The sequence below is a fragment of the Frondihabitans sp. OV104 genome, assembly GCF_057787745.1.
In genome coordinates, this window is sequence record NZ_CM173541.1 from 780,096 (window position 1) to 801,588 (window position 21,493).

12 protein-coding genes are annotated in these 21,493 nt (G+C 72.3%); all 12 read left to right on the forward strand.

Features of this window, described 5'->3' with window-relative positions:
- Positions 1-53 precede the first annotated feature (53 nt).
- The 12 genes from AC3CBB_RS03715 (at position 54) to AC3CBB_RS03770 (ending at position 21,475) form a co-directional block, all read left to right on the forward strand.
- Positions 54-518, forward strand: coding sequence for a hypothetical protein (locus AC3CBB_RS03715; protein ID WP_488626041.1), 465 nt, complete (start codon positions 54-56; stop codon positions 516-518).
- A 65-nt stretch (positions 519-583) separates the two neighbouring features.
- Entirely contained in the window at positions 584-3,283 is a 2,700-nt protein-coding gene (locus tag AC3CBB_RS03720; protein ID WP_488626042.1) for a VWA domain-containing protein, read from the forward strand.
- 103 nt (positions 3,284-3,386) lie between these two features.
- Entirely contained in the window at positions 3,387-6,941 is a 3,555-nt protein-coding gene (locus AC3CBB_RS03725; protein WP_488626043.1) for a tubulin-like doman-containing protein, read from the forward strand.
- Positions 6,941-9,613: a hypothetical protein gene (locus tag AC3CBB_RS03730; protein ID WP_488626044.1), complete on the forward strand. Its 2,673-nt coding sequence runs from the start codon at positions 6,941-6,943 to the stop codon at positions 9,611-9,613. Before AC3CBB_RS03725 ends, AC3CBB_RS03730 begins: the two co-directional genes overlap by 1 nt.
- 64 nt (positions 9,614-9,677) lie before the next feature.
- Positions 9,678-12,149, forward strand: a complete 2,472-nt coding sequence (locus tag AC3CBB_RS03735) for a SaeA-related protein (protein ID WP_488626045.1) — start codon at positions 9,678-9,680, stop codon at positions 12,147-12,149.
- Entirely contained in the window at positions 12,142-14,811 is a 2,670-nt protein-coding gene (locus AC3CBB_RS03740; RefSeq protein ID WP_488626046.1) for a GAP1-N2 domain-containing protein, read from the forward strand. Before AC3CBB_RS03735 ends, AC3CBB_RS03740 begins: the two co-directional genes overlap by 8 nt.
- The gene (locus tag AC3CBB_RS03745) at positions 14,811-15,860 is read left to right on the forward strand and encodes a hypothetical protein (protein WP_488626047.1); all 1,050 of its coding nucleotides are present in this window, start codon (positions 14,811-14,813) and stop codon (positions 15,858-15,860) included. The genes AC3CBB_RS03740 and AC3CBB_RS03745 overlap by 1 nt, the downstream gene beginning before the upstream one ends.
- Positions 15,857-17,017 (forward strand): TRAFAC clade GTPase domain-containing protein, encoded by a 1,161-nt coding sequence (locus tag AC3CBB_RS03750; protein WP_488626048.1) that lies wholly within the window; start codon positions 15,857-15,859, stop codon positions 17,015-17,017. Before AC3CBB_RS03745 ends, AC3CBB_RS03750 begins: the two co-directional genes overlap by 4 nt.
- Positions 17,018-18,298 carry an HNH endonuclease family protein gene (locus AC3CBB_RS03755; RefSeq protein ID WP_488626049.1) on the forward strand — a complete coding sequence of 427 codons (1,281 nt, stop codon included), beginning with the start codon at positions 17,018-17,020 and terminating at the stop codon, positions 18,296-18,298.
- Positions 18,299-18,570: 272 nt separating this feature from the next.
- On the forward strand, positions 18,571-19,926 hold the full coding sequence (locus AC3CBB_RS03760) for an excalibur calcium-binding domain-containing protein (RefSeq protein ID WP_488626050.1): 1,356 nt from the start codon (positions 18,571-18,573) through the stop codon (positions 19,924-19,926).
- A 107-nt stretch (positions 19,927-20,033) separates the two neighbouring features.
- Complete coding sequence (locus tag AC3CBB_RS03765) at positions 20,034-20,690, forward strand: SatD family protein (protein WP_488626051.1); 657 nt, start codon at positions 20,034-20,036, stop codon at positions 20,688-20,690.
- Complete coding sequence (locus AC3CBB_RS03770; protein ID WP_488626052.1) at positions 20,690-21,475, forward strand: hypothetical protein; 786 nt, start codon at positions 20,690-20,692, stop codon at positions 21,473-21,475. The genes AC3CBB_RS03765 and AC3CBB_RS03770 overlap by 1 nt, the downstream gene beginning before the upstream one ends.
- The last annotated feature ends 18 nt before the right edge of the window (positions 21,476-21,493 follow it).

Consider the following 21,493-nt stretch of genomic DNA (forward strand, 5'->3'; position numbering starts at 1 on the left):
AAGTTGTCCGCATTCACCGCTCGACGCCGACGACGCGTCCGCCCGGGGCGTCGATGACTCCGTCCGACCCGTTCGACTTCTCGAACCCAGCGTCGAACACCTCGTCGAACCCGGGCTCCGGCTCGGCGTCGGGCACCGGGTGGGACTCCGTCGACGGCAACGACCCCGGCGCGGGCTGGTCGACGTCGCCGTCGCCCGCCACGCAGAACCTCGCCGGTGTCGCCGGCCCGCCCCTCGTCTGGCTGGCCGCCGCCGCTGCGTCGGGGATCGCCGCCATCGTGCTGGCGGCCCTGCTCGGTGAGTCGATCGTCGTCGCCGTCGTCGCGTGGCTGCTCGGCGGCCCGATCGGCATCGGCTTCGTCGCGCTCTTCAGCGTGAACGACACGCGGCAGCGGGCCAGGGCGTTCTACTCGTCCCCGGCCTCGACGCGCGTGCTGTACGCGGTCGCCCTGGCCCTCGTGCTGATCGGCGTGATCGCCGCGGCCCTCCGCATCGCCGTGTACGTGGGGCGGCTGTGAGGGGCGGCGGGGTCGAGCGCGCCCGGGCCGATCGGGCAGGACGACGCGGCCGCGCGTTTCTGCGAATGAAGAGTGCCCTGCGCCCGAGTCTGGCCCTGCTTCTGGCCGTGCCCGCCCTCGTGATCGGCGGCGTGGCGGGGGCGGCCCAGGAGACGCCCTCGTCGGCGACGGTGCACACGGTCGCGGCCCGCGGCTCGACGGTCAAGACGGCGGTGTCGAACTACGGGGCGTGCCTCGCGGGCGGCGGCACGGGCGACTTCCTGGTGCTGATCGACGACTCGGGCAGCCTCAAGCAGTCCGACTCGGCGAACGCCCGCGTGACGGCGGCGAAGTACCTCGTCGACCAGCTCACCTCGTTCGCGGCGACGAGCGGCTCCTCGATCGCGGTCAAGGTCTCGGCGTTCAGCACGACCTACCGCCCGGTCTCGGCGTGGACGACGCTGAGCGCGTCGGGCGCCCGCTCGGTCGACTCGAGCATCGACGGCCTGTCGACCGCGAACACCGGCTTCGAGACCGACTACTGGTCGGCGCTCGAGGGCGCCCGCAAAGACCTGGCCCAGCGCGCGTCGGACCGGGGTGAGACGACGAGCTGCCAGGCCGTCGCCTGGTTCACCGACGGCAAGCTCGACTACGACGTGCGCTCGACCGACGCGCTCGCGAAGGCGTACGGCACGACGAAGCCGTTCGCCCCGGGCGCCGACATGACGACCGCGGCCGGAGTCGCGACCGTCAAGAAAGACGCCCAGAATCAGCTCTGCCGCTCGGGCGGCCTCGCCGACCAGCTCCGGTCGTCCGACGTCACGATGTTCGCGATCGGGCTCGAGTCGTCGAGCGCCTCGGCCGACGACTTCGGGCTGCTGAACGCGATCGCGACGGGCTCCGACACTGAGACGTCGACGAAGTGCGGCACGATCGCGAAGCCCGTCGGGGCCTTCGAGACGGCCTCCGACATCAGCGACCTCCTGTTCGCGTTCGACGCCATCTCGACTCCCGGCCAGGCGCCGATCCAGCAGCAGAGCGGCATCTGCCAGGGCGCCTACTGCACCGACCAGTTCCACCGCTACGTGCTCGACACCTCGATCTCCAGGGTGCACATCCTCGCGTCGGCCGACATCGCGAAGGTCGACGTCGACCTCGTCGGGCCCACGGGCTCGCCCGTCGCGCTGCCCAACGAGGGCACGGGCACGCAGTCGTCGGTCTCGGTCGCCGGAGCGAAGGTCGCCTACACCTGGCAGTCCGACAACACGATCGAGATCGACCAGACGCAGGCGGGCGGCAGCAGCGGCTGGACCGGCCTCTGGAAGCTCGTCTTCATCGACCCCACCTCGTCGTCGGCGGGCAAGACCTCGCGGTCGAACATCCACATCTCGTCCGACTACAAGCCGGCGTGGAGCGAGAAGTCGACCGCCGTCGTGCACAGCGGCGAGACCCTCCCGGGCACGTTCGGCATCGTCGACGGCAGCGGCGAGGCCGTCGCCGGGTCGTCCATCCTGGGTGCGGCCACGCTGAGCGCGACCCTCGTCGACTCCGCCGGCAAGCAGCTCGTGCTCGCGAGCGGCCTCGCCAAGACGAGCATCCCCTCGAAGAGCACGACGACGGTGCAGGAACTCGCGACCGGCGCCGCCACCCTCGAGCTCACGCTCGACCTCACCACCGCCGACGCCACCGCCCCTGACGGCTCCAGCGTCGCGGGCACGCAGCTCGAGCCCGCCGAGGTCAGCGTCCCCATCACGATCCGCCCGCCGTCGCAGTACCCCGTCGTCGCCAACAGCATCGACTTCGGCGTCGTCGACGGGAAGACCGAGGCGACGGCGGACCTCGCGGTGACCGGCTCGGGCTGCGCCTGGCTTCCCGCGGCGAAGCCGTCGATCGCGGCCTCGCCGAGCGACGTCGGCAGGGTCGCCGTCACGTCGACCGCGGCCGCGAAGGCCGACTGCGTCTCGGGAGGCGCATCGCTGCCGGTGAAGCTCGCATTCGACACAGCCGACAACGGCTCGATCAACGGCACGATCACCGTCGACCTCGCACCGAAGGCCGGCGACGACAAGGTGCTCACCACGACGGTGGCGTTCACGGCCGACGTGCGGAAGCCCCTCAACCAGACGAACTTCCTGCTCACGCTCATCGTCGCGCTGCTGCTCGGCCCCGGCATCCCGCTCGGCCTGCTCTACCTCGCGAAGTGGTACGCGTCGAGGATCCCAGCGGCTCCGCTCCTGTCTCAGCGAGTCCCGGTCGAGGTCGTCGACGGCGTCGTGCGGCGCGACGGCGAGCGGTTCGCGCTGCGCGAGACCGACCTGCGCGACCTCCGGAGCATCCGGCCGGGCGGCGAGCGAAGCCTCGACGTTGCCGGCCTGCGCCTGGCCGTGAAGCCCGGCGCATCCCCGTTCGGCGTCGGCCACGTGGTGGCGACGTCGCTGGGCGAGGTCAGTGCGTCCGACCAGGTTCCGTCATCCGACGCGACCGGAACGAGCGCTCTCCTGCCCCTGGCCGTCCACAACCACTGGGTGGTCGTCTGGACGCCCGGGTCGCGGCCGGACGACGCGACCGTCGTTCTCCTCGTCAGCGGCGACGCCGACGCCGACCGAAAGCGCAAGCTCGTCGACGACGTCAACGACCGGCTCCCGGGTGTTCTCGCAGGGCTCGTGCACCGGACCGGCGGGCCGGCGGCACCGGCCGACACCGGCGGCGCCTTCGGGGTATCGGCGCCGACGACGGCGGATCAGGGCTTCGGGTTCGGCTTCGACGAGCCCGGCGACCGGCGGTAGCGGCCGCCCGCTCCACGACGATCAACTCGATGACAGAGGCCTCAGGCACGATGGACACGAACAACGACGAACGCGCGGCGCACGCCGCGGATGGGTGGATGCAGTGAAGAAGTTCCTAGTCGTGGGGTGCGGAGGCTCCGGCGGAGCCACGCTCTCGTACCTGATGGACCAGCTGCAGTCCGACCTCGGTCTGCACGGCATCGACAAGCTGCCGGCCGGCTGGCAGTTCGTGCACGTCGACGTGCCGGTCGGGTCGCGCAGCGAGGCCGACGGGCTCGGCAGCGTCGACGACCTCGGCGGCAGCTACTACGGTAGCGGCGCCACCGGCATCAGCTACTCGGTGCTCGACGACGGGGTCAGCCAGCGCCTGCTGACCTCCGACTCGCTCGACAAGATCGCCACCTGGGCGCCTCGCACCCCGTCGCAGGTCGGCGTCGCCATCTCCGAGGGCGCGGGCCAGTACCGCGCGGTCGGGCGCATGATCGCCCTGTCTCGCGCGAAGGAGATCCGTCAGACTCTTCAGAACGCCTGGGATCAGCTCACGCGCGTGGAGACGAACTCCGAGATGCGCGCCCTCGACCTTCCCGGCATCGGCGCGTTCGACGACAACGAGGCGCCCGTGGTCCTGGTCGTGTCGTCGATGGCCGGGGGCGCCGGTGCGTCGATGGCGCTCGACATCGCGCGGATCCTGACGCAGCTCCCGGGTCTCGACCCGCACCTGCTCGGCATGTTCATGGTGTCGGCCGACATCTTCGACCAGCTGCCCGAGGCGGCGCGCTCCGGCGTCCGCAGCAACTCGCTCGCCATGCTCGGCGAGATCGTCGCGACCCAGGCCGCAGCGGCGTGGCGCCACGATGCCGACACCCTGCAGGCCCTCGGCATGCAGAACGGCCAGGGCGAGGCGATCCCGTTCCAGCGCGTGTTCCCGATAGGCCGCTTCTCAGGCGCTCAGCGCACCCTGTTCGGCGACGGCAGCCAGCAGGCCGTCTACCGCGGTCTCGGGCGCGGCCTCGCCGCCCTGATGACCAGCGGCAGCGCCAGCAACCAGTTCGTGTCGTACGACCTCACGAACACCGGCGGTCTGACCGGCCGCCAGGGCGCCCTCGGCTGGGGCGTCGCGTGGGACACCCTGCAGTGGGGCTCGTTCGGCTTCTCGAGCCTGAGCATGGGGCGCGAGCGCTACCGCGAGTACTCCGCTCAGCGACTGGCCCGCACCAGCGCCGACCGCCTCCTCTTCGGGCACCTCCAGGCCGGCTCGACCGCGTCGGCCGACCAGCAGGTCACCCGCCTGCTGGACAGCCAGTGGTCGCGCACCATGGAGACCCTCGGCCTCCCCGCCGAGGAGGGCAGCGCGCTCGACCCGCGCACCCTGCTCACCTGGTTCACCTCGACCGCCGCCCCGCGCTCCGAGATGCAGGCGGTCGTCCGCGGCCTCGCCGAGACCCACGTGTCGGGCCGCATGCCGCAGCCCGGCGGCGTCGTCGCCAGCCAGTGGCTCGACACCGTCGCGCAGCGCCTCCGCGAGGGCCGGTCGTCGGCCACCGCCGCGATCGCCTCATCGGCCGCGCAGTGGGCCCACACCTGGCAGCAGGCCTTCGTCGTCCGCCTCATGACGATGACGGAGGAGGCGACAGCGACGTTCGGCCTCGCCTACGCGACCGCCCTGCTCCAGCGCGTCGAGCGCCACCTCGCCAACACCGTCGTCCGCGGTCTCCACGAGCTCTCGCTCCGGGGCCGCAACGACATCGCCCAGATCGACACCGGCTTCGGTCAGCGCATCGCGGCCATGAAGGGCGCCATCGTCAACGGCGCCGAGGTGTTCGAGCAGCTGAACCAGAAGGTGCAGGCGAACTACGGCGACGAGCTCTACGGCCAGTCGGCGGCCCTCGCCGAGCAGGTCATGGCCGACGCGCTCCCGGGCGTCGTCACGCCGCTGATCAAGGCCGTCGGCGAGGGCCACGCGCTGCTCACCCAGTCGCACGACGCACCCGTCGACGGCCTCGGCCTCGCGCGCCTCGAGACCGACCTCTATCGCGCCTGGCCGTCCGACGACGACCTCCGCGTGCCCGCGCGCTTCGACGTCGCCAACAACGAGGTGCTGCTCACCCGGTCGACGGTCTTCCCGTCGCAGTACGAAGCCGACGTCCGCGCCTCCCTCGGCAGCGCGGCCGCCACCGACTACGCGGGTGCCCGCGCGACCGTCGTGGGCCAGATCGTCACGGGCAACTGGCGCACCACCGGGGCCGCCCAGCCGCCCCGCGGACTGCTCACCCTCGACGTGCCGTGGCGCTCGCGCACGTTCACGGTCAATCCGTTCACGAACCAGGTCGAGGCGCCGCTCACTGCGCAGTTCAGCCTGCACGTCCGCGCGACCGACATCCTGTCCCGCTCGCGCCAGTTCGTCGGACGTCCCCGCGAGAGCTTCGACAACTTCTGCACGGTGTCTCTCAAGCAGTACGTGCTCGGGGCCGACGCCACGGAGGTCGAGATCCAGGAGCGCCGCCGCGAGATCACGACGAAGTTCCGCGAGGCGCTCACGCTGGCGCGCCCGCTGGTCAGTGTCGACGCGACCGCCGTGCAGCGCATCCACAACCGCGACATGGAGTACCGCTACAAGTTCTCGGAGGTCCCCTTCTCGGACGTCGGGCCGGTCGCCGACCAGCTCGTCGACGAGATCACCCGCGACACCAGGGTCGACCAGGCCAGCCGCACCAACATCGCGAACGCGCTGACCTCGAACGACGCGATCACGCGCATCGACATCTTCGGCTCGTACCCGAACTACTCTCCGGTCGTCTTCGACTCTGTGCTCGAACCCGTCGCGCAGGAGTGGTCGGCGCTGCCCGCGCAGGGGCGCTCCGACTGGTGGAAGTGGCGCCGCGCCCGCCCGCTGACGGCGTCACTGCCGATGGGCGAGGCCGAGCGCCGCGCGATGGTCGGCGGCTGGTTCATCGGCCAGATCGTGGGCGACATCGTCCTGCCCGACGAGCCGTTCACCTCCGCCGTCCGCATCTGGAACGCCGAGAAGGCGGCCTGGGCCTCGTTCCCGAACCCGCTGCTCACGCCGCCGTCCGAGTTCAAGGCGCAGTACGACTGGATGCCCGCCGTGCTCGAGTCGTCGCTCATCGCAGTCGCACGCGCTCACGAGGCGCCGGTCCTCGAGTCGTTCGTCCCCTACACGCTGCTCCGCTCGCTCTACGACGCGGCGGCCGACCGGCCCACCACGGGCATCCAGGAGCGCGCGAGCCACCGATCCCTCGCCAACTGGATCGCCAGCGGCGCCGGGGCCGCCGGCCGCGCCACGTCGATGGCCGGCGTCACGCCCGGTGCGACGCCCGCCGAGCGCGCGGCACTGGCCACGAAGTGGCTGTCGGGGGTGCGCGACCTCGCGGGCGTCCACTACCTGCACGCCGGCCAGGCGGGCGCTCCGGGCGGCGGTCAGTTCAGCTCGGTCACGTCGCGCGCCGCCGCGTCCGCGACGCCGCTCTTCCGCGACCTCGCCGAAGACGTCTACGTCGTCGCCGGCGAGCTGATCGCCATCGTCGACCGTGTCAGAGACGAGCCGTACCGGGCTGTCACCGCGGGAGGCGCGAGCACGTCGAGCGGCCCGACCGTCGACGAGTCCGTCATCCAGATCCCCGACGGCGGCGTCTTCTAGTGGCAGAGCTGACCGTCGTCGTCGCGCCGGCCGGACCCTGCTCACACGTGCGCGCCGCGCTGACCGACTGGTCGGCGGTCGGCCTCGTGTCGCCGTTCGCCTGGGTGGAGCCCGCCATGATCGGCGGCGCGCAGATCGGAGCCCTCTCGGTCACGGGCGGCGAGACGACGGGATCGTCGCTGCAGGCGCTGGTGACGGCGGCGAGGGTCGACGTGATCCGCCTGGTCGTCCTCGTTCCGGTCGTCACGGGCGCCGAGCCCGTCTCGGCCGACGACGAGCAGCGCGTGCTCACCCTCCTGTCATCGAGCTCCGGCGGCGCGCGAGTGAGCAGGATCAGGCTCGCGCTCGTGCGGCACGGCGATCCGGCCACTTCGGCCGACCTCGCCCACGCCGGCTGGCACAACGTGCTCCTGTCGCCCGAGCAGGCGGCCGGCCCCGAGCGCGGCCGCGACCTCCTCGGGGTCGGTGCGGGCGACCGCGGCTTCGGCTCGCACGGCGCCGCCGGCCTCGCCGGTCTGGCCGGGCTCTGGACGGGCCTCGACGGCGCCCCGCTCGACGACGTCGAGATGCTGCCCGGCGAGAGCGTCCGCCTGGCGCGCACCTACTACCGCCGCCTCCAGAGCGAGCGGCTCGAGGCCGAGCTCCGCCGCCGCGTCACGCTGACCTCCGACTCGCTCCCGCTGCCGGTCGAAGTCGGTCCCGCCAGCGTCTACATCGACGACGAGGCCCTGGCCACGGCGACCATGGCCGACGCGTTCTGGAAGAAGCACGCGCACGTGCTCCGCGGCCCTCGCGAGACCCGGCCCGCCGTGCAGCCGACGCCGCTCGGCGTCCTCGCCGCGCTGCGCCTGTTCTTCGGGTTCCTCGGCGCCGCGATCCGCAACGCGCCCGCCCAGTGGTACCGCGCGACCGTCGCGAAGGTGTCGTCCCGGGCGGCCGCAGTCGTCCATTCGGCGATCTTCGGCGACAAGCCGTCCGCGTACGCGGTGGTCGTCAACGGAGTGACCGCCGACGGGCTGCCCGCGCGCTGGCACGAGCTGGCGACCGCGGCCGACGCGATCGGCGAGGTCTTCGAGAACGACCCGCGGTCGCGGGAGCACCAGGCGCGCACCGACCTGTCGTCCACCTGGACCGACTACGCCGCCGCGGCTCTCACCCTGGGCGACGCGGGGGAGCGCGTCGCCGAGCTCCCGCCGGTCGTCATCGGCACTCAGCGCGCCGTGCTCCGCCGTGCCGACCTGATCGTCCCGGCACCGCAGGCGCGCTTCGACGGCATCCCGGGTCACATCGCGGCGCGCGTCGACAGCGAGCCGGTCGACGCGTACGACGTGCTGGCGATCAACGACCTGCACCGCCGCCTGGTCTCCGTGCAGAACGACGACCTGCAGCTCGGCCTCGACGCCAGCCGCAGCGATGATGAGCTCCTCGCCTGGACGGCGAAGCACCGCACCAGCTTCGCGACCCGCGTCGGCGAGGCCATCGGCGGAGCCATCCAGCGCACCAACGACGAGATCCGCGACCTGCTGGAGCGCTTCAAGGCCGCTTCCGGCGGCGACGAGACCGACCGGGCAGTGCTCGACACGCAGGCGCGGCTCGCCCGGTTCATCCGGATCGTCAGCGTCGTCTTCCTCGCGCTGATCGTCGTCGACGTCGTGCTGTTCGCCCGCCACACGATCGAGCCGAAGTGGTTCTGGATCGCGCTGGCCGCACTCGTCGTGATCTGGTTCCTCATCGGGTCGATCACGTTCTACCGCTCGCAGCGCGAGCTCTTCCGGCTGCTCAACGCCCGCAAGGAGGCCGCCGAGCAGGTCGAGATCGACCGGCGCAACCTTCGCCAGGCGGTTCGCGACCTGCGCCGTCTGACGGACGCGTACGGGCAGTTCCTCGCGTGCTCGCGCGCCGTCGGCACGCTCCTCGACGCGCCGCTCGGCACGCCCACGGCCGCTCTGCACGACGACACCCGCCTCAGCCCGGCGCTCCCGCTCGGCGTCTCGCTCGGATCGGCGCTCGTCGACGACACGACGCTCGCCGACGCCGTCGTCACCCTCCGACGGCAGGTGTTCCGCGTCGGGTGGCTCGACGAGCCATGGCAGTCGCTGACCGGATCGGCCGCCCAGACCATCGGCGCGGACGCCTACGAGCTCCGGGAGAACCCGCGCGCACTCTTCGGCCTGGGCGCGGAGCCGGGCTCGCTCCTCACCCGCTGGGTGGAGCTGATCGGCGGAGTCGCTGTCGAGTCCGAGGTCGCCGACCGGGTCTGGCGAGACACGCGGGTGGCCCTCGGCGGCACTCAGGCGCACCTCGTCTCGCCCCTGCTCAAGTCGATCGTGCCGCTGGGCCGGCCGGATGCCCTGGCGCTGCCGCTCGAGGACTTCCTCGCCAAGGTCGACACCCCCGAGGCCGTCGATCTCGGTGCGACCTTCGACGTCGGCGAGCTGACGTCCGAGGCGCAGGCCGGGACGGCCGCCCGGGTGGCGAGCACGTGGGGCCGACGCAGCGCCGACGGCCTCTCGGTCGTCGCGACAATGACCCAGCTCTCGGGCGGGTCGGCGCCGTACTCGTTCACGGCGTTCGGCGGGGCCGCGATCCTGCCCACCGCGCCCGATCCGACTCCGGCGCCGGAGCCGCTCCGCGGCTTCGACGGCGGCGCCCCCGAGGGCTTCCGGTTCTAGCCGCTCCGACCGCGCACGCCGTCCGACCGACGCCGCCGACCACCACCGACACAGGAATCCACGAATGGCACTGACTCCCGAAGACCGGCTCGACGTCCTCCAGCGCTGGGCGGCCACGAGGTCCGGCGCCGGCTACGCGGTGCCCGACGAGCACTCCCTCCGGGCCGTCGCGCAGGGTGTGCCGCTCGACGAGGTGCCGATCACGCCCGAGGTCGTCTCCTGGCTGCCCACGCTCGGGTTCCTGAACCACCAGATGCGGATGGGCGTGCGCTTCCCCGACATCCCGCCCGAGCTCGAGTCGCCGGTGGGCCGGCCGGCGCCGGGTGCGTCGTCCGGAGCGGAGCCGGCGACCAAGCCGCTGCCCGAGACCACGGCCGCCGAGACCAGGCCGCTGCCCGAGACGCCGGCCGCTGAGACCCCGGCCGCTGGGGCGTCGGCCGACCCGCAGGCCGAGGCCCGCTTCGAGGCGCTCCGGAGCTGGCGCGCCGCTCAGCTCGCGCGCAATCGCGAGGGCGTCTCGGCGCTCAAGGAGTTCAAGCTGCGCGGCATCGCGCGGATGACCAGCCTCAGCCGCGACCAGGTCAGGTCGATGCTGTCGGCGGGCGAAGCGCAGTTCGCCGACGAGATCGGCGACGTGCTCGACGGCGTCGGGCAGCCGGCGGGGTCGGCGGCCGCGGTCGACGAGGCAGTTCCTGCGCCCGTGACGCCGCAGGCACGGGAGCCCGAGCGCGAGCCGGTCGCCGCACCTGCCGAACCTCGGATCTTCGAGGCGGCCTCACCGTCGCCTCGCCCCGTCGGCAGCGACTCGACGGCCGCCGGGCCGGTGGAGGCGAGCGGCTTCGCGCCCTACGCGCTGATCCCCGCCGGCAACGCGACCGTCCAGCTCGCGGGCGTGCAGACGCCCGACCTGTCGTTCACGTTCAGCTGGGCGGCGTTCGCCGGAGCTCCCGGGGCGACTCCTCAGAACGTCACGATCTACCGGGTTGTCTCGAGCGATGAGTTCGCTCCCTACACGCCCGACCTCGCCGACGTCGTCGGCGCCACGACGCAGCTCACGCTGCGCGACGAGCGGCCTTTCACCACCGCCGTGCGTCACGTGCAGGTCTGGGCGAACGGCGGAGCCGACGAGGCGTCTGCTCGTGCCGCCCAGCCCGCTCTGCACGCGACCGGGGCGTTCGTCGCTCAGCCGCGCGACATCGAGATCCGCGAGGACGAGGGACGCGTCATCGGCCAGTGGACGGTGTGGCCCGGCACGAGCCGGGTGCTCGTGTACCGCGTCCCGGTCTCGCGCGCCGCGCACGGGCTGAGCAACCCGCAGTACCAGATCATGACCGAGTCGACGAACCTGGGCGGCTTCGTCGACACGCAGGCCGAGCGGGGTGCTCGCTACCTCTACGCGATCGTGGCCGAGGCCGCGGTCGACGGGGTCACGCAGCAGTCGCTCCCGACACCGCGCGACGTCCTCGTCTCGGACGTGCTGGAGCCGGTTCGCGACCTTCGCATCGAGGCTCACGGCGGCGACGACGACCGCCGGTTCGATCTGGCCTGGACGGCCCCGGCAGGCGGGCAGGTCGTCGTCTACCGGACCGAGCAGCCGCCTCAGCCGGGTGCCGACCGCGAGCCGCTGCCCGAGGGATCGCTCGTGCAGACGCTCCTGGCCGACGGCGACCGCCTCGCCCACCCGATCGAGGTCGGGGAGGAGGGCGCCCGCGGCATGACCGACGTGCCCTGGCCCCGCACCTGGACCCGGGCGTACTTCACCCCGGTGACCCTGCTCGGCGGTCAGGCCTTCGTCGGCACCACGGTGTCGCACGCCGGGCCACGGTCGATCAAGGCGGCGAAGATCGTCGAGCGCGTGACCAAGCAGATCCTGACCTTCGCCTGGCCAGAGGGTGCCGCGTCGGTGCAGATCTACGGCTCGGCACCGGGGCGCTCGGCCGTCGACGCGATCGCGCAGAGCCGGGCTCTGGAGGTCTCGCTCGAGCAGTACAAGCAGGCGGGCGGCTTCACCTTCCCGAGCCCCCTGCCGACGAAGGGCTACGACGTGCACCTGGTGCCCGTCGCGTTCCACAACGGCAACAGCGTCCAGGGCGCGCCGACCACCGTCTCGTACCCCGGTCTCACGCGCCTCCGCTACGACCTCGAGGTCAACCGCAACATCATGCGGCAGGTGACGGGAGTGACGTTCTCCGTGCACGCCGTGAGCGAGTCGGTCGACCGGCCCGTCGTCTGCGTCCTCGTGCACAACCCCGAGCGGTTTCCGTTGAGCATGAGCGACGGGGTCGCCATGACGGTGGCGGCAGAGGAGCTCGGCGGGATGCCGGTGCGCCGCGCCCAGCTGCCGAACGTGCAGAGGGACGCCCCGGGCATCGCCTGGCGCACCCCTTCCGACACCTGGAAGGCCGAGTCCGGTGGGGCGACCGGCTACGTGCGTCTCTTCGTCGAGGTGCCTGCCGACGCTCTCGGTTCGGTGGCGCTGCTCGATCCGGCCGCCTCGTCGCTGCGCGTCGGAAAGGCGGGCCGCTTCGGTGTCTGACCGGGGGCGGAAGGCGGCGGAGCGGTGGGCGCAGCTCACCTACACCTCGTTCGACACGGGCAGCGGTCGGGGCGGCTGGCAGGTCAAGGAGATCCGCGGGATCCTCACCGAGGCCGAGGAGGAGACCCTGCGCTCGCGCATCGTCACCTCGTTCGAGCCCGTCGACGCGCTGCCGCAGTTCCCGAGCCCCGACGACATCGCGGCCCAGCCGCGACGCCTCGTCTACGGACCACTCGACGCGTCGGGGTCGTTCGCCTACTGGCACGCGGTCCAGAGCGGGCTCGACGGCACGGGACGCCCCGGCAACGTGTTCTCGCACGTGGTGCTCGACCGTCATCCGGCGCACGAGAGCCCGGCTGTGCGCCCGATCGAGTCCTGGCGGCGCGGCTGGCTCGCGCCGTTCGGCCAGCAGGACGTCGTCGCGGCGGCGCTCGGCGTCGCCCCACCTCTCGTCGTCGAACCGGGAGCCGCGCGCGCCGCCGCGGTGGCCTTCCTGCTCGACCCGTCCGTCTGGCGCGTCGGGGTCTTCAGCGTGCTGCTCGACGCCGTCGCCGAAGCACTTCGCGGTGGCCGCCCGGTCGTCCTCGTCGTCGAGGATCCCGACGAGGCCGCGCTCTGGGTGACCGGCGTGAGCGCCTTCCTGTCGGCGGGCACGAGTCGCCGCCTGTCGTTCTCGCTGTTCGAGCGCTCGACGGGGCTCGACCTCGCCTTCCGGCGGGGCGTGCTGCTCGCGGCACTCCCTCGGGCCGACGCCTCCGCCCTGACCGACTCGCAGACATCGGGCGCGATCATCATCGACAGTGCCGAGTCGCCGTCGCTCGGCGACCTCGGCGGCGCCGACAGCGTCACGGCTCGCGGCTCTCGCGTCGCGGTGACCGCGTGGTCGGCGATGGCGCAGGTCGTCTTGCAAGATCCCGACACGGCACTTCGGACGCTGTCGCGCGTCGACGCCGTCTCGAACGAGATCGGCGACCGCGGCCTCTCGGTCGACTGGCCGCTCGCGATGGCCGTGGCCACGAGGAGCGACGAGCTCGCCGACGCGCGCGAGGAGGCCGCGGCCGTGCTGCGCGACTCGACGCCCGCCCGGGTCATCGATCACGACGGCCTCTGGTCGGCCATGCACGACCTGACCGACGGCATGTTCGGCTCCAGCACGGGCGAGGTCTGGCGCTTCCTCGAGGCGTGCGCCCCGGGCACGACGATCACCGCCCTCGCGTCGGCCGTCTACGTCGGACGCGCCCTCCGCGACCTGCCCTGGCTCACAGGATCGTCAGCCGCTCCGGCACCCACGGCGTTCACCCCGGTCTCGCGCGTCGAGACGGCGGCCGCCGAGACGGTCGCCGCGATGACCGACCGGCTGTCCGCGGCAGCGGTCACCGTCGACGACGCCGTGGCGGCCGTCCGCCTGGTCGACTTCCTGGTGCGATCGGGTCTGTCCGGCGCCGCCGACCAGGGATCCGAGATCCTCCTCGAGGTCGCCGTCGCGCCTCTCGTCGTGGTCGACGGCGTGCATGTGCCGCGGGCGCTCATGACCCGCGCCGGCCCTCTCGCCCCCGGAACGGCCCGCCTGCTCCGAGAGGTCGTGGCATCGGCCGAGCGCGTCCAGACCGGACCCATCGGCGGAGTCCTCCTGCCCGATGTGCTCGCCTGGCTCTACCCCGAGGGCGCGGCCGTCTCCGTCGATCCCGCCACCGGGCGCCTCGGCAGCCTCGACCGGGAGTACGTCATCCAGTGCGCGCGGAACGGCGACGTCGGCGGTGCCGCCGACCTGCGTGCGTCGATCGTGCGCGAGGTGCTCGAACGGAATGCCGGCGGCGATTCGGTCATCAGCGCGCTCGGGACCGCGATGCCGCCCTGGAGCGTCCGGGAGGCGCTGTCGATCGAGGCCGATCGGCCCGGCACGCTTCCCGACCGCGCCGTCGTCGGAGCCCTCGCCGTGCGCCCTGCGGACGCGGCGGAGATGCTCGAGCTGGCGCGGCAGGTCTCTGCGACGAGGTCGGGCGTGGCCTTCGATGCCGCCGATTTCCGTCTGCTGGCGCAGAAGATCCGCGACGAGGGCGTGGACCGGCAGATCAGCATCCTGTCGCCGCTCGTGCGGCTCCTCGACGATCACAGGACGTACTTTCCCGGTGCGGAAGAAGCCATCGTCGCCGCCGCAGCCACCGCGGTCGTGCTCCGCGGCCTGAACGCGACGTTCGGAGTCGTCCTCGAGCAGCGCCTGACCGAGATCGCCAGGGCCGTCGACTCCGTCGCCCTGGCGCGGATCCTCGACCTCACCTTCGAGGCGAAGGTGCTCGGCCAGGACGACATGCCGGCCATCGCCGAGATCGGCGTGCGGGGCATCGGCGGCTTCCCCGTGCCGTTCCCCGCCACCAAGCCGCGCGACGTCGTCGCGCGCTTGACGACCCGAGACGGCTCGCGTGTGGCGAGCATCCTGCTGCAGCTGGGGCTCGAGCACGCCTGGGCGGCGACAGCCGAGCAGCTCCCCGACGTCGTGGCGCGCTCCCTCCACCGCGCCGACGGGTCGCTTCCCGTCTCCGACGCGAAGCGCTGGACCCGCGACTACCTCGACGACGTGACCGGAGCCGACGCGCAGTCGAAGTCGCGCTCCTCCCTCCTGGGCCGACTCGGCTCGCGCCAGAACAAGAAAGAAGACAGCTGATGCCCACCTACGTTCTCGAGGGCAACGGCGACGTCACCGTGCGCGTCGGAGCCCTGACCGTCCAGGTCGTCGCCGTCGGCGCGACCGGACCGGGTCGGATCGCCGTCGCGCTGACCGACGCGGGCGCGCCCGTCGCCGGGGTGATCGCGCCCCGACCCGGCATGCTCGTCGTGCCGATGCCCGCCGGTCACAGCGCCGTCCGGGTGTCGCCCGTCGGCGCCGCCGCGTTCCCCGCCGGCACCGTGCTGGGCGTCACCCTCGTCGTCGACGAGCGCCTCCCCGACCCCGACCGGATCGTGCTCGCGAACGTCGACGTGTCGGGGCTCCCGCACCGCGACCTGGCGACGCTCGACGTCACCGGTGCGAAGCTCACCGCCCGCGCTGCCGCCGTCGAGTCCGCCGCGGTGCTCTCCGAGCTCGCGACCGCGGCGCGCATCGCGACTCGCGAGATCCTCTCGGTCGACCGCGTCGGCGCCGAGTCGGCGGTGAACGTGACGGTGGCCGTCGACGGCTCGGCCTCCCTCGAGGCGCGGTGGCGCGACGGGACCCTCGCGGCTCTCGTGGAGGTGCTGCTGGGAGTGGCCGACGTCATCGCGGCCGGCCGCAGCGTGGAGGTCGCGCTCGTGACGGATGGCGTCGAGTTCCTGCGCCCCTCTGCCTCTGCCGCCGATCTCGCGGCCGACCTGCAGCGCCTGCGCGGGGCGACCCGCCTCTCGACGGGTGCCGACCTCGACGACCCGGCGCTGTCCGGACGCCACCCGGGCGAGCCGACGGTGGCCTACCTGGTGTCGGACGACGTGCTCGCCGCCGCACGACCGGCCACGACTCCGACCGACCTGCGCCACCCCGTCGTGCTTCTGGAGCGCCGCGCCTTCGAGCTCCTGGCGACCACCGGCGGTCCCGTCACGCACCTCGAGCCCGTGGCCGCGGGCCAGCCGGCCGCGACCCGCCTCCTCCACGACGCGCAGGAACTCCGCCGCCTCGTCCGCTCCCTGCTCGACGGCGTCTTCGCGCCCGGCACGCCCCACGCCGAGAGGATCGCCCGATGACCGCCTGCCCCAGCTGCTTCCAGCAGCTCCCCGCCGACGTCTACGCCTGGATCTGCCAGAACCCGCAGTGCGAGAAGACGCACGACCCGATCGCGTCGTCGTTCCTCGGCAGCAGCACCCTCTCGGGCAACATGAACTTCGAGCAGAAGCCGGCCGACGCGCCACGCCGCTGGGCTCCATCGCCGGTGAAGTACTGCGGCCGCTGCCCGCAGCCGCAGGTCGAGGCGTGCCCGATCTGCCACTACGCGCTCCCGCCCGACTGGCGCTCGAACGACGTGACCACGATCGCCATGAACGGCGCCCGCGCGACGGGCAAGTCGTTCTACATCGCGGTCGTGATCCAGCAGCTCGAGGTGCTGCTGGGCAAGCTCGGCTCGACCTTCGACTTCGGCAACGACCGCACGCGCGACGTCTACCAGACCGTCTACGAGAAGCCGCTCTACGAGCAGATGGGCATCATCGCGCCGACCCCTCGCGCGAACACCGACAACTCGTACCAGCGCGACCCGATGATCTTCTCGCTCGGCATGCTGCGGGGTCGACCACGCTTTCTGGTGATCCGCGACGTCGCCGGGGAGGAGATGGAGAACGCCGCCGCCGACGCTCCCAACCTGTCCTTCCTGCGGTACGCCGACAGCGTGTTCTTCATGTTCGACCCGCTCGCGATCACCGAGATCCGCGACCGCCTGCGCGACCTCGTGCCGCAGCAGCTGTATCGCGGCGGCGACCCGAAGGTCGTGCTCGGAAACCTGCTGCGGCTCACCGCCGGATCGTCGACGCGGATCGCCGTCATCGTCTCGAAGTTCGACGCCCTGCAGGCGCTGGCGCGGGTCAACGACGTCGACTGGAAAGCCGTCATGTCGAACCCCGGCGCCGCCTACCAGCGCGACCCGAGTCTCGACACCGGCGGCTACGACTCGGCCGACGGCGAGCTGCTGCACCTCGAGGTCCGCAGCCTGCTGCACAAGCTGGGCGCGCAGAACTTCGTGTTCTCGCTGGAGCAGGCGAATCGCGGCGCCGGCATCGACCACCGCTTCTTCGCCGTCTCCGTGCTAGGCGAATCGCCCGACGGCGAGTCGCTCAGCCACTTCGGCATCTCGCCGTTCCGCATCGTCGACCCGCTCAAGTGGGTCCTCGCCTCGCGCGACGTGATCTGAGTGAGCTCGAACGACGACGACGGCTTCGGCTTCGGGTTCGGAGACCCGCCCTCCTCGTCCGACCCGGCGCAGAGACCCGGGGAGCAGGACGCTGCCTCTCGCACCCGCGGCGACCCGCTGCGCGGCAGGCGCCAGGGGCCGGCCGACGGCTTCTCGTTCCTCACCCCGACCGACAGCCAGTTCGAGGATGCCCCGCCACCTCGGCGACCAGGCCGCACCGTGCACCCCGGCACCGCCGTCGGCGTCGCGGCGGTCGCCCTCGTGGTCGTCTTCTTCGCTTTCGGCGGCGGGCTCCCCAGTGCTCTCATCAGCTTCGGCCTGTGCGTCGCCGGCACGGCGCTCTACGCCCTGATCTCGGCGCGGCCGTCGTGGCTGCGGTTCCGGTCGCGGCCGATCGCCGCCCTCGGCCTCGTCGGCGTGCTCATCGTTACCGGGGTCGGGGTGTCGCAGCTGGATCCTCAGCGGACTGCACCGGCTCCGGCATCGACGTCACCGTCCCGGTCTCCTTCCCGGGCGCCGGCGCCCGTGCCCACGGTGACCGAGTCGTCAGCGCCGTCGGTCACCTCGAGCCCGGGGGCGTCCGGGGCGGGCGGCTCTGGGGCAGGCGGCTCTGCGGCAGACGGCTCCGGGGCAGGCGGCTCCGGGGCAGGCGGCGACGAGTCTCCCGTGATCGCCGATCCGGCTGTCTTCGACACGACTGCGCTGGCGCTCCTGGCCACGCTGCCGGTGAAGGGCCGGGCTCCGAGCACCGGCTACGACCGCGTCGGAGACTTCGGCGAGGCGTGGACCGACGTCGACCGCAACGGCTGCGACACCCGCGAGGACATCCTCACGCGCGACCTCACCGCGACCGACATCGCCGCCGACTGCGACGTCGAGTCGGGCACGCTCGCATCGCCCTACACCGGCGAGACGATCGCCTTCACCCGCGGCTACGACACCTCGGCCGAGGTGCAGATCGACCACATGGTCGCGCTCTCGGACGCGTGGCAGACCGGCGCGCAGCGGCTCACGCAGGCCCAGCGGGTCTCGCTCGCGAACGACCCCGTCAACCTCCTCGCCGTCGACGGGCCGTCGAACCAGCAGAAGAGCGACTCCGACGCGGCGTCCTGGCTCCCGGCGAACAAGTCGTACCGGTGCACGTACGTGGCGCACCAGGTCAGCGTCAAGGTCGAGTACGCGCTATGGGTCACTCCCGCGGAGCACGCGGCGATGGCCCGGATCCTGGCCGCCTGCCCGATGATGGCGGCGCCGGTGTCGCCGTTCGTCGGCGGCCGCTAGACCCGGTGCGGACGACCACAGCGGGTGTCCGCGGACTGATGGCTGGGTCCATTTGCGGGGTCGGGCCGGGCGGCGACGCCCCCGCTCGGGGGCTGTCGGCCGAACCGGTTGGTCTGCCTACGATGGCGTAAGCGTCCCGGCAACGGATCAGACCCCGTCGGCGCCTCAACCGATCACGACCCCCGCTCGTCGGGGGCCTCCCCGAAAGCAGCCTCCGTGCGCCCGATTTCGCTCTGCCTTGTCCGCTCGTTGACCTCGACGGGGGTAGTCCGATGAGCCAGTGGAAGCCGCAGAGCCGCCGCCCGACGACGCGCACCACCGTCATCGGCGGTGCCGTTGTCGCATTCTTCGTCATCGTCATGCTCGCGAGCAGCGGGCAAGCCATGGCCCTTGGTGCCATCGGTGTCGCCGGCCTCTTCACGGCTCTTTACGTCGTCATCACGGGTCGTGCCTCGTGGGCACGGCTCCCGTCGCGCAAGGTGGGTGCTCTGGTCCTGGCCGGATCCATCGCGCTTTCCGGCGTCAGCGGCGCTCTCGATCCGTCGACCTCCGACACCCCCACCGAGGCCGCAGGAACTGCGACCACCACTCCCGACCACTCGGCACCGGCGACCAGCGCCGCGACCGTCGAGCCGGCGACCGTCGGAGAGGCTGCCCCCGTGACCGCCGATCCTGCCGTGTACGAGACCTCGGCCATGTCGCTCCTTGCCACACTCCCCGTGAAGGGACGCGCGCCGATGACCGGATACGATCGCGTCGCTTCGTTCGGGGACGCCTGGACCGACGTCGACGGCAACGGCTGTGACACCCGGAACGACATCCTCGCCCGCGACCTCACGGACGCGGCGATCGATGGCGACTGCACCGTCGAATCAGGAACGCTGGTGTCGCCCTACACCGCCAGGACGATCGCTTTCACGCGCGGCGAGGGCACCTCGACTGCCGTTCAGATCGATCACCTCGTCGCTCTCGGCGACGCGTGGCAGACCGGCGCACAGCAGCTCACGCAGGCGCAGCGCGTCTCCCTGGCGAACGACCCCGTCAACCTCCTCGCCGTCGACGGCGCCTCGAACGAGCAGAAGAGTGACTCGGACGCGGCATCGTGGCTGCCGAAGAGCAAGGCGTTCCGGTGCGTGTACGTCTCGCGCCAAGTGACGGTCAAGGCCGAGTACGGCCTGTGGATGACGCCGGCCGAGCACGATTCGATCGAGCGGATCCTCATCTCGTGCCCCGAGCTCGATGCGCCGGTGTCGCCGTTCGTGTCGACCACGACCTCGCCTGATGCCGATCAGGCGGTGACCGAGGCCGTCGCCGTGGGCGTCACGAATGTCAAGCACGCGGCGCACGTCGCGGCTGCCAAGAAGAAAGCTGCCGCTGCCGCGAAGGTCGCCACGGCGAAGAAGGCTGCGGCGGCGAAGAAGGCCGCTGCCGACGCCGCGGCAAAGGCGGCCGCGGACAAGGCCGCCGCGGACCAGGCGGCTGCCGCTGCGGCTGCCGCTCCGGCCGCGACCGCCTACTACGAGAACTGCACCGACGTTCGCAATCATGGCGCCGCGCCCATTTATCGTGGCGACCCGGGGTACTCGTCCAAGCTCGACCGCGACGGCGACGGCGTCGGCTGCGAGTAGCACCCACCGGCGGCTACCCGCCGCTGGTGCGGGTGTCGGTGCAGACGGCGGGTGCGGGAATTAGCTAGGGGCTTATAAATTGCAGAAATAAGCGATATGCTTACGGGATGGACGCTTCACCTGTGATCGCCGTCATCGGCGACATCGTCAACTCCCGCGACATGACCGACCGGGCCGGGGCTCAGCGGCTCGTCGAGGCCGCCTTCGCCGAGTCGGGTGTCGAGGCCGCCGATGCGCTGCAGGCCACGGTCGGCGACGAGTTCCAGGTGGTCTACGCGGCCCTCGGCGACGCGGTCGTCGCGACGACGGCGGCGATGCTCGGGCTTCCGGCGGGGCTCGAGCTGCGTTTCGGCCTCGGGGCCGGCCTCGTGCGTCCGATCGGAGAGGGCGGCAGGGGTCCGTTGCAGGACGGCCCGGGCTGGTGGTCGGCGCGCGACGCGATCAACGAGTCGCACCGGCGGGAGGACGCGAAGAACCCGAGCCTGCGATCCTGGTTCGTGTCGTCCACCGATCCGGGCGGCCTGGAGGAGCGGCTCGTGAACTCGTACTTCCTCGCGCGCGACCAGATCGTGTCGCGGATGAACGCCCGCGCCCGACGGGTCGCGCTCGGAGTGCTTCGCGGCAGCACGCAGGCCGAGATCGCCCGCGCCGAAGGGGTCACGCAGTCGGCTGTGTCGCAGTCGCTGCAGTCGTCGGGCGCGATGGCGCTGGTCGATGGCCTCCGCGTGCTCGCCGCCGTGCCCCGCCATGAAGGGGCCGCCTGATGCTCGCCGCCGTCCTGCTCGCTCTCATCGGAATCACCGACATCATCCGTGCGGCCGCCCGGGAGCAGACCCCGGCTCCGCGCAAGCGCGCCTTCGTCGCCATCGCGATCGCCTGGGCCCTGATCGTCTGGGTCGCGTGGCTCGGGCTCGGCCTGCCGCTCTGGGGTGCCCTGATCGAGGTCGTCGGAGCCGCCGTGTGGATCGCGACGACGCGGTCGGGTCGGGCGTCGCGCGCGGTCGGACGGTGGTTTCCGGTGGCGGGTCTGGCCGCTGGGCTGGCGGCCCTGGTGCTCGGCGGGGGTGTCGGCGCTGAAGCGGGCGGATTCGTGGGGGACTGGTACCGGGGTGACCATCTCGAGTTCCTGCGCCCGGTGCCGCTGGCGGCCGTCGTCGCCGGGATCGGCTCGGCGCTCTTCCTGATCGAGTCGGCGAACGTGATCGTGACGTCAGCGCTGCCGACCGGCGTTCAGAAGGCGAGCGCTCCGCCGGCCGTCGCCAAGCGTCGGTGGCGACAGGCGCCGGCTCCGGAGCAGCCGCGACCCGAACCCCTCAAGGGCGGCCGCATGATCGGCCCGATCGAGCGCCTGTTGCTCGCCGGCTTCACGCTGGCCGGGGCGTGGCCGGTCGTGGCGGCGCTGATCGCGGCCAAGGGCATCGTGCGGTTCCCCGAGATCAACAAGGCGTCGGGCGGTGATCAGGCCGAGTACTTCCTGATCGGGAGCCTCGTCAGCTGGGCGTGCGCCTTCGCCCTCGCCGGGCTGTGCTGGGTATTAGCCCTGGCCTGATATCTGAGCGATATCAGG

Coding starts and splice junctions, on each gene's coding strand:
- AC3CBB_RS03765 (WP_488626051.1), top strand. CDS start 20,034: ATGGACGCTTCACCTGTGATCGCCGTCATCGGCGACATCGTCAACTCC.
- AC3CBB_RS03735 (WP_488626045.1), top strand. CDS start 9,678: ATGGCACTGACTCCCGAAGACCGGCTCGACGTCCTCCAGCGCTGGGCG.
- AC3CBB_RS03760 (WP_488626050.1), top strand. CDS start 18,571: ATGAGCCAGTGGAAGCCGCAGAGCCGCCGCCCGACGACGCGCACCACC.
- AC3CBB_RS03745 (WP_488626047.1), top strand. CDS start 14,811: ATGCCCACCTACGTTCTCGAGGGCAACGGCGACGTCACCGTGCGCGTC.
- AC3CBB_RS03715 (WP_488626041.1), top strand. CDS start 54: ATGACTCCGTCCGACCCGTTCGACTTCTCGAACCCAGCGTCGAACACC.
- AC3CBB_RS03720 (WP_488626042.1), top strand. CDS start 584: ATGAAGAGTGCCCTGCGCCCGAGTCTGGCCCTGCTTCTGGCCGTGCCC.
- AC3CBB_RS03750 (WP_488626048.1), top strand. CDS start 15,857: ATGACCGCCTGCCCCAGCTGCTTCCAGCAGCTCCCCGCCGACGTCTAC.
- AC3CBB_RS03770 (WP_488626052.1), top strand. CDS start 20,690: ATGCTCGCCGCCGTCCTGCTCGCTCTCATCGGAATCACCGACATCATC.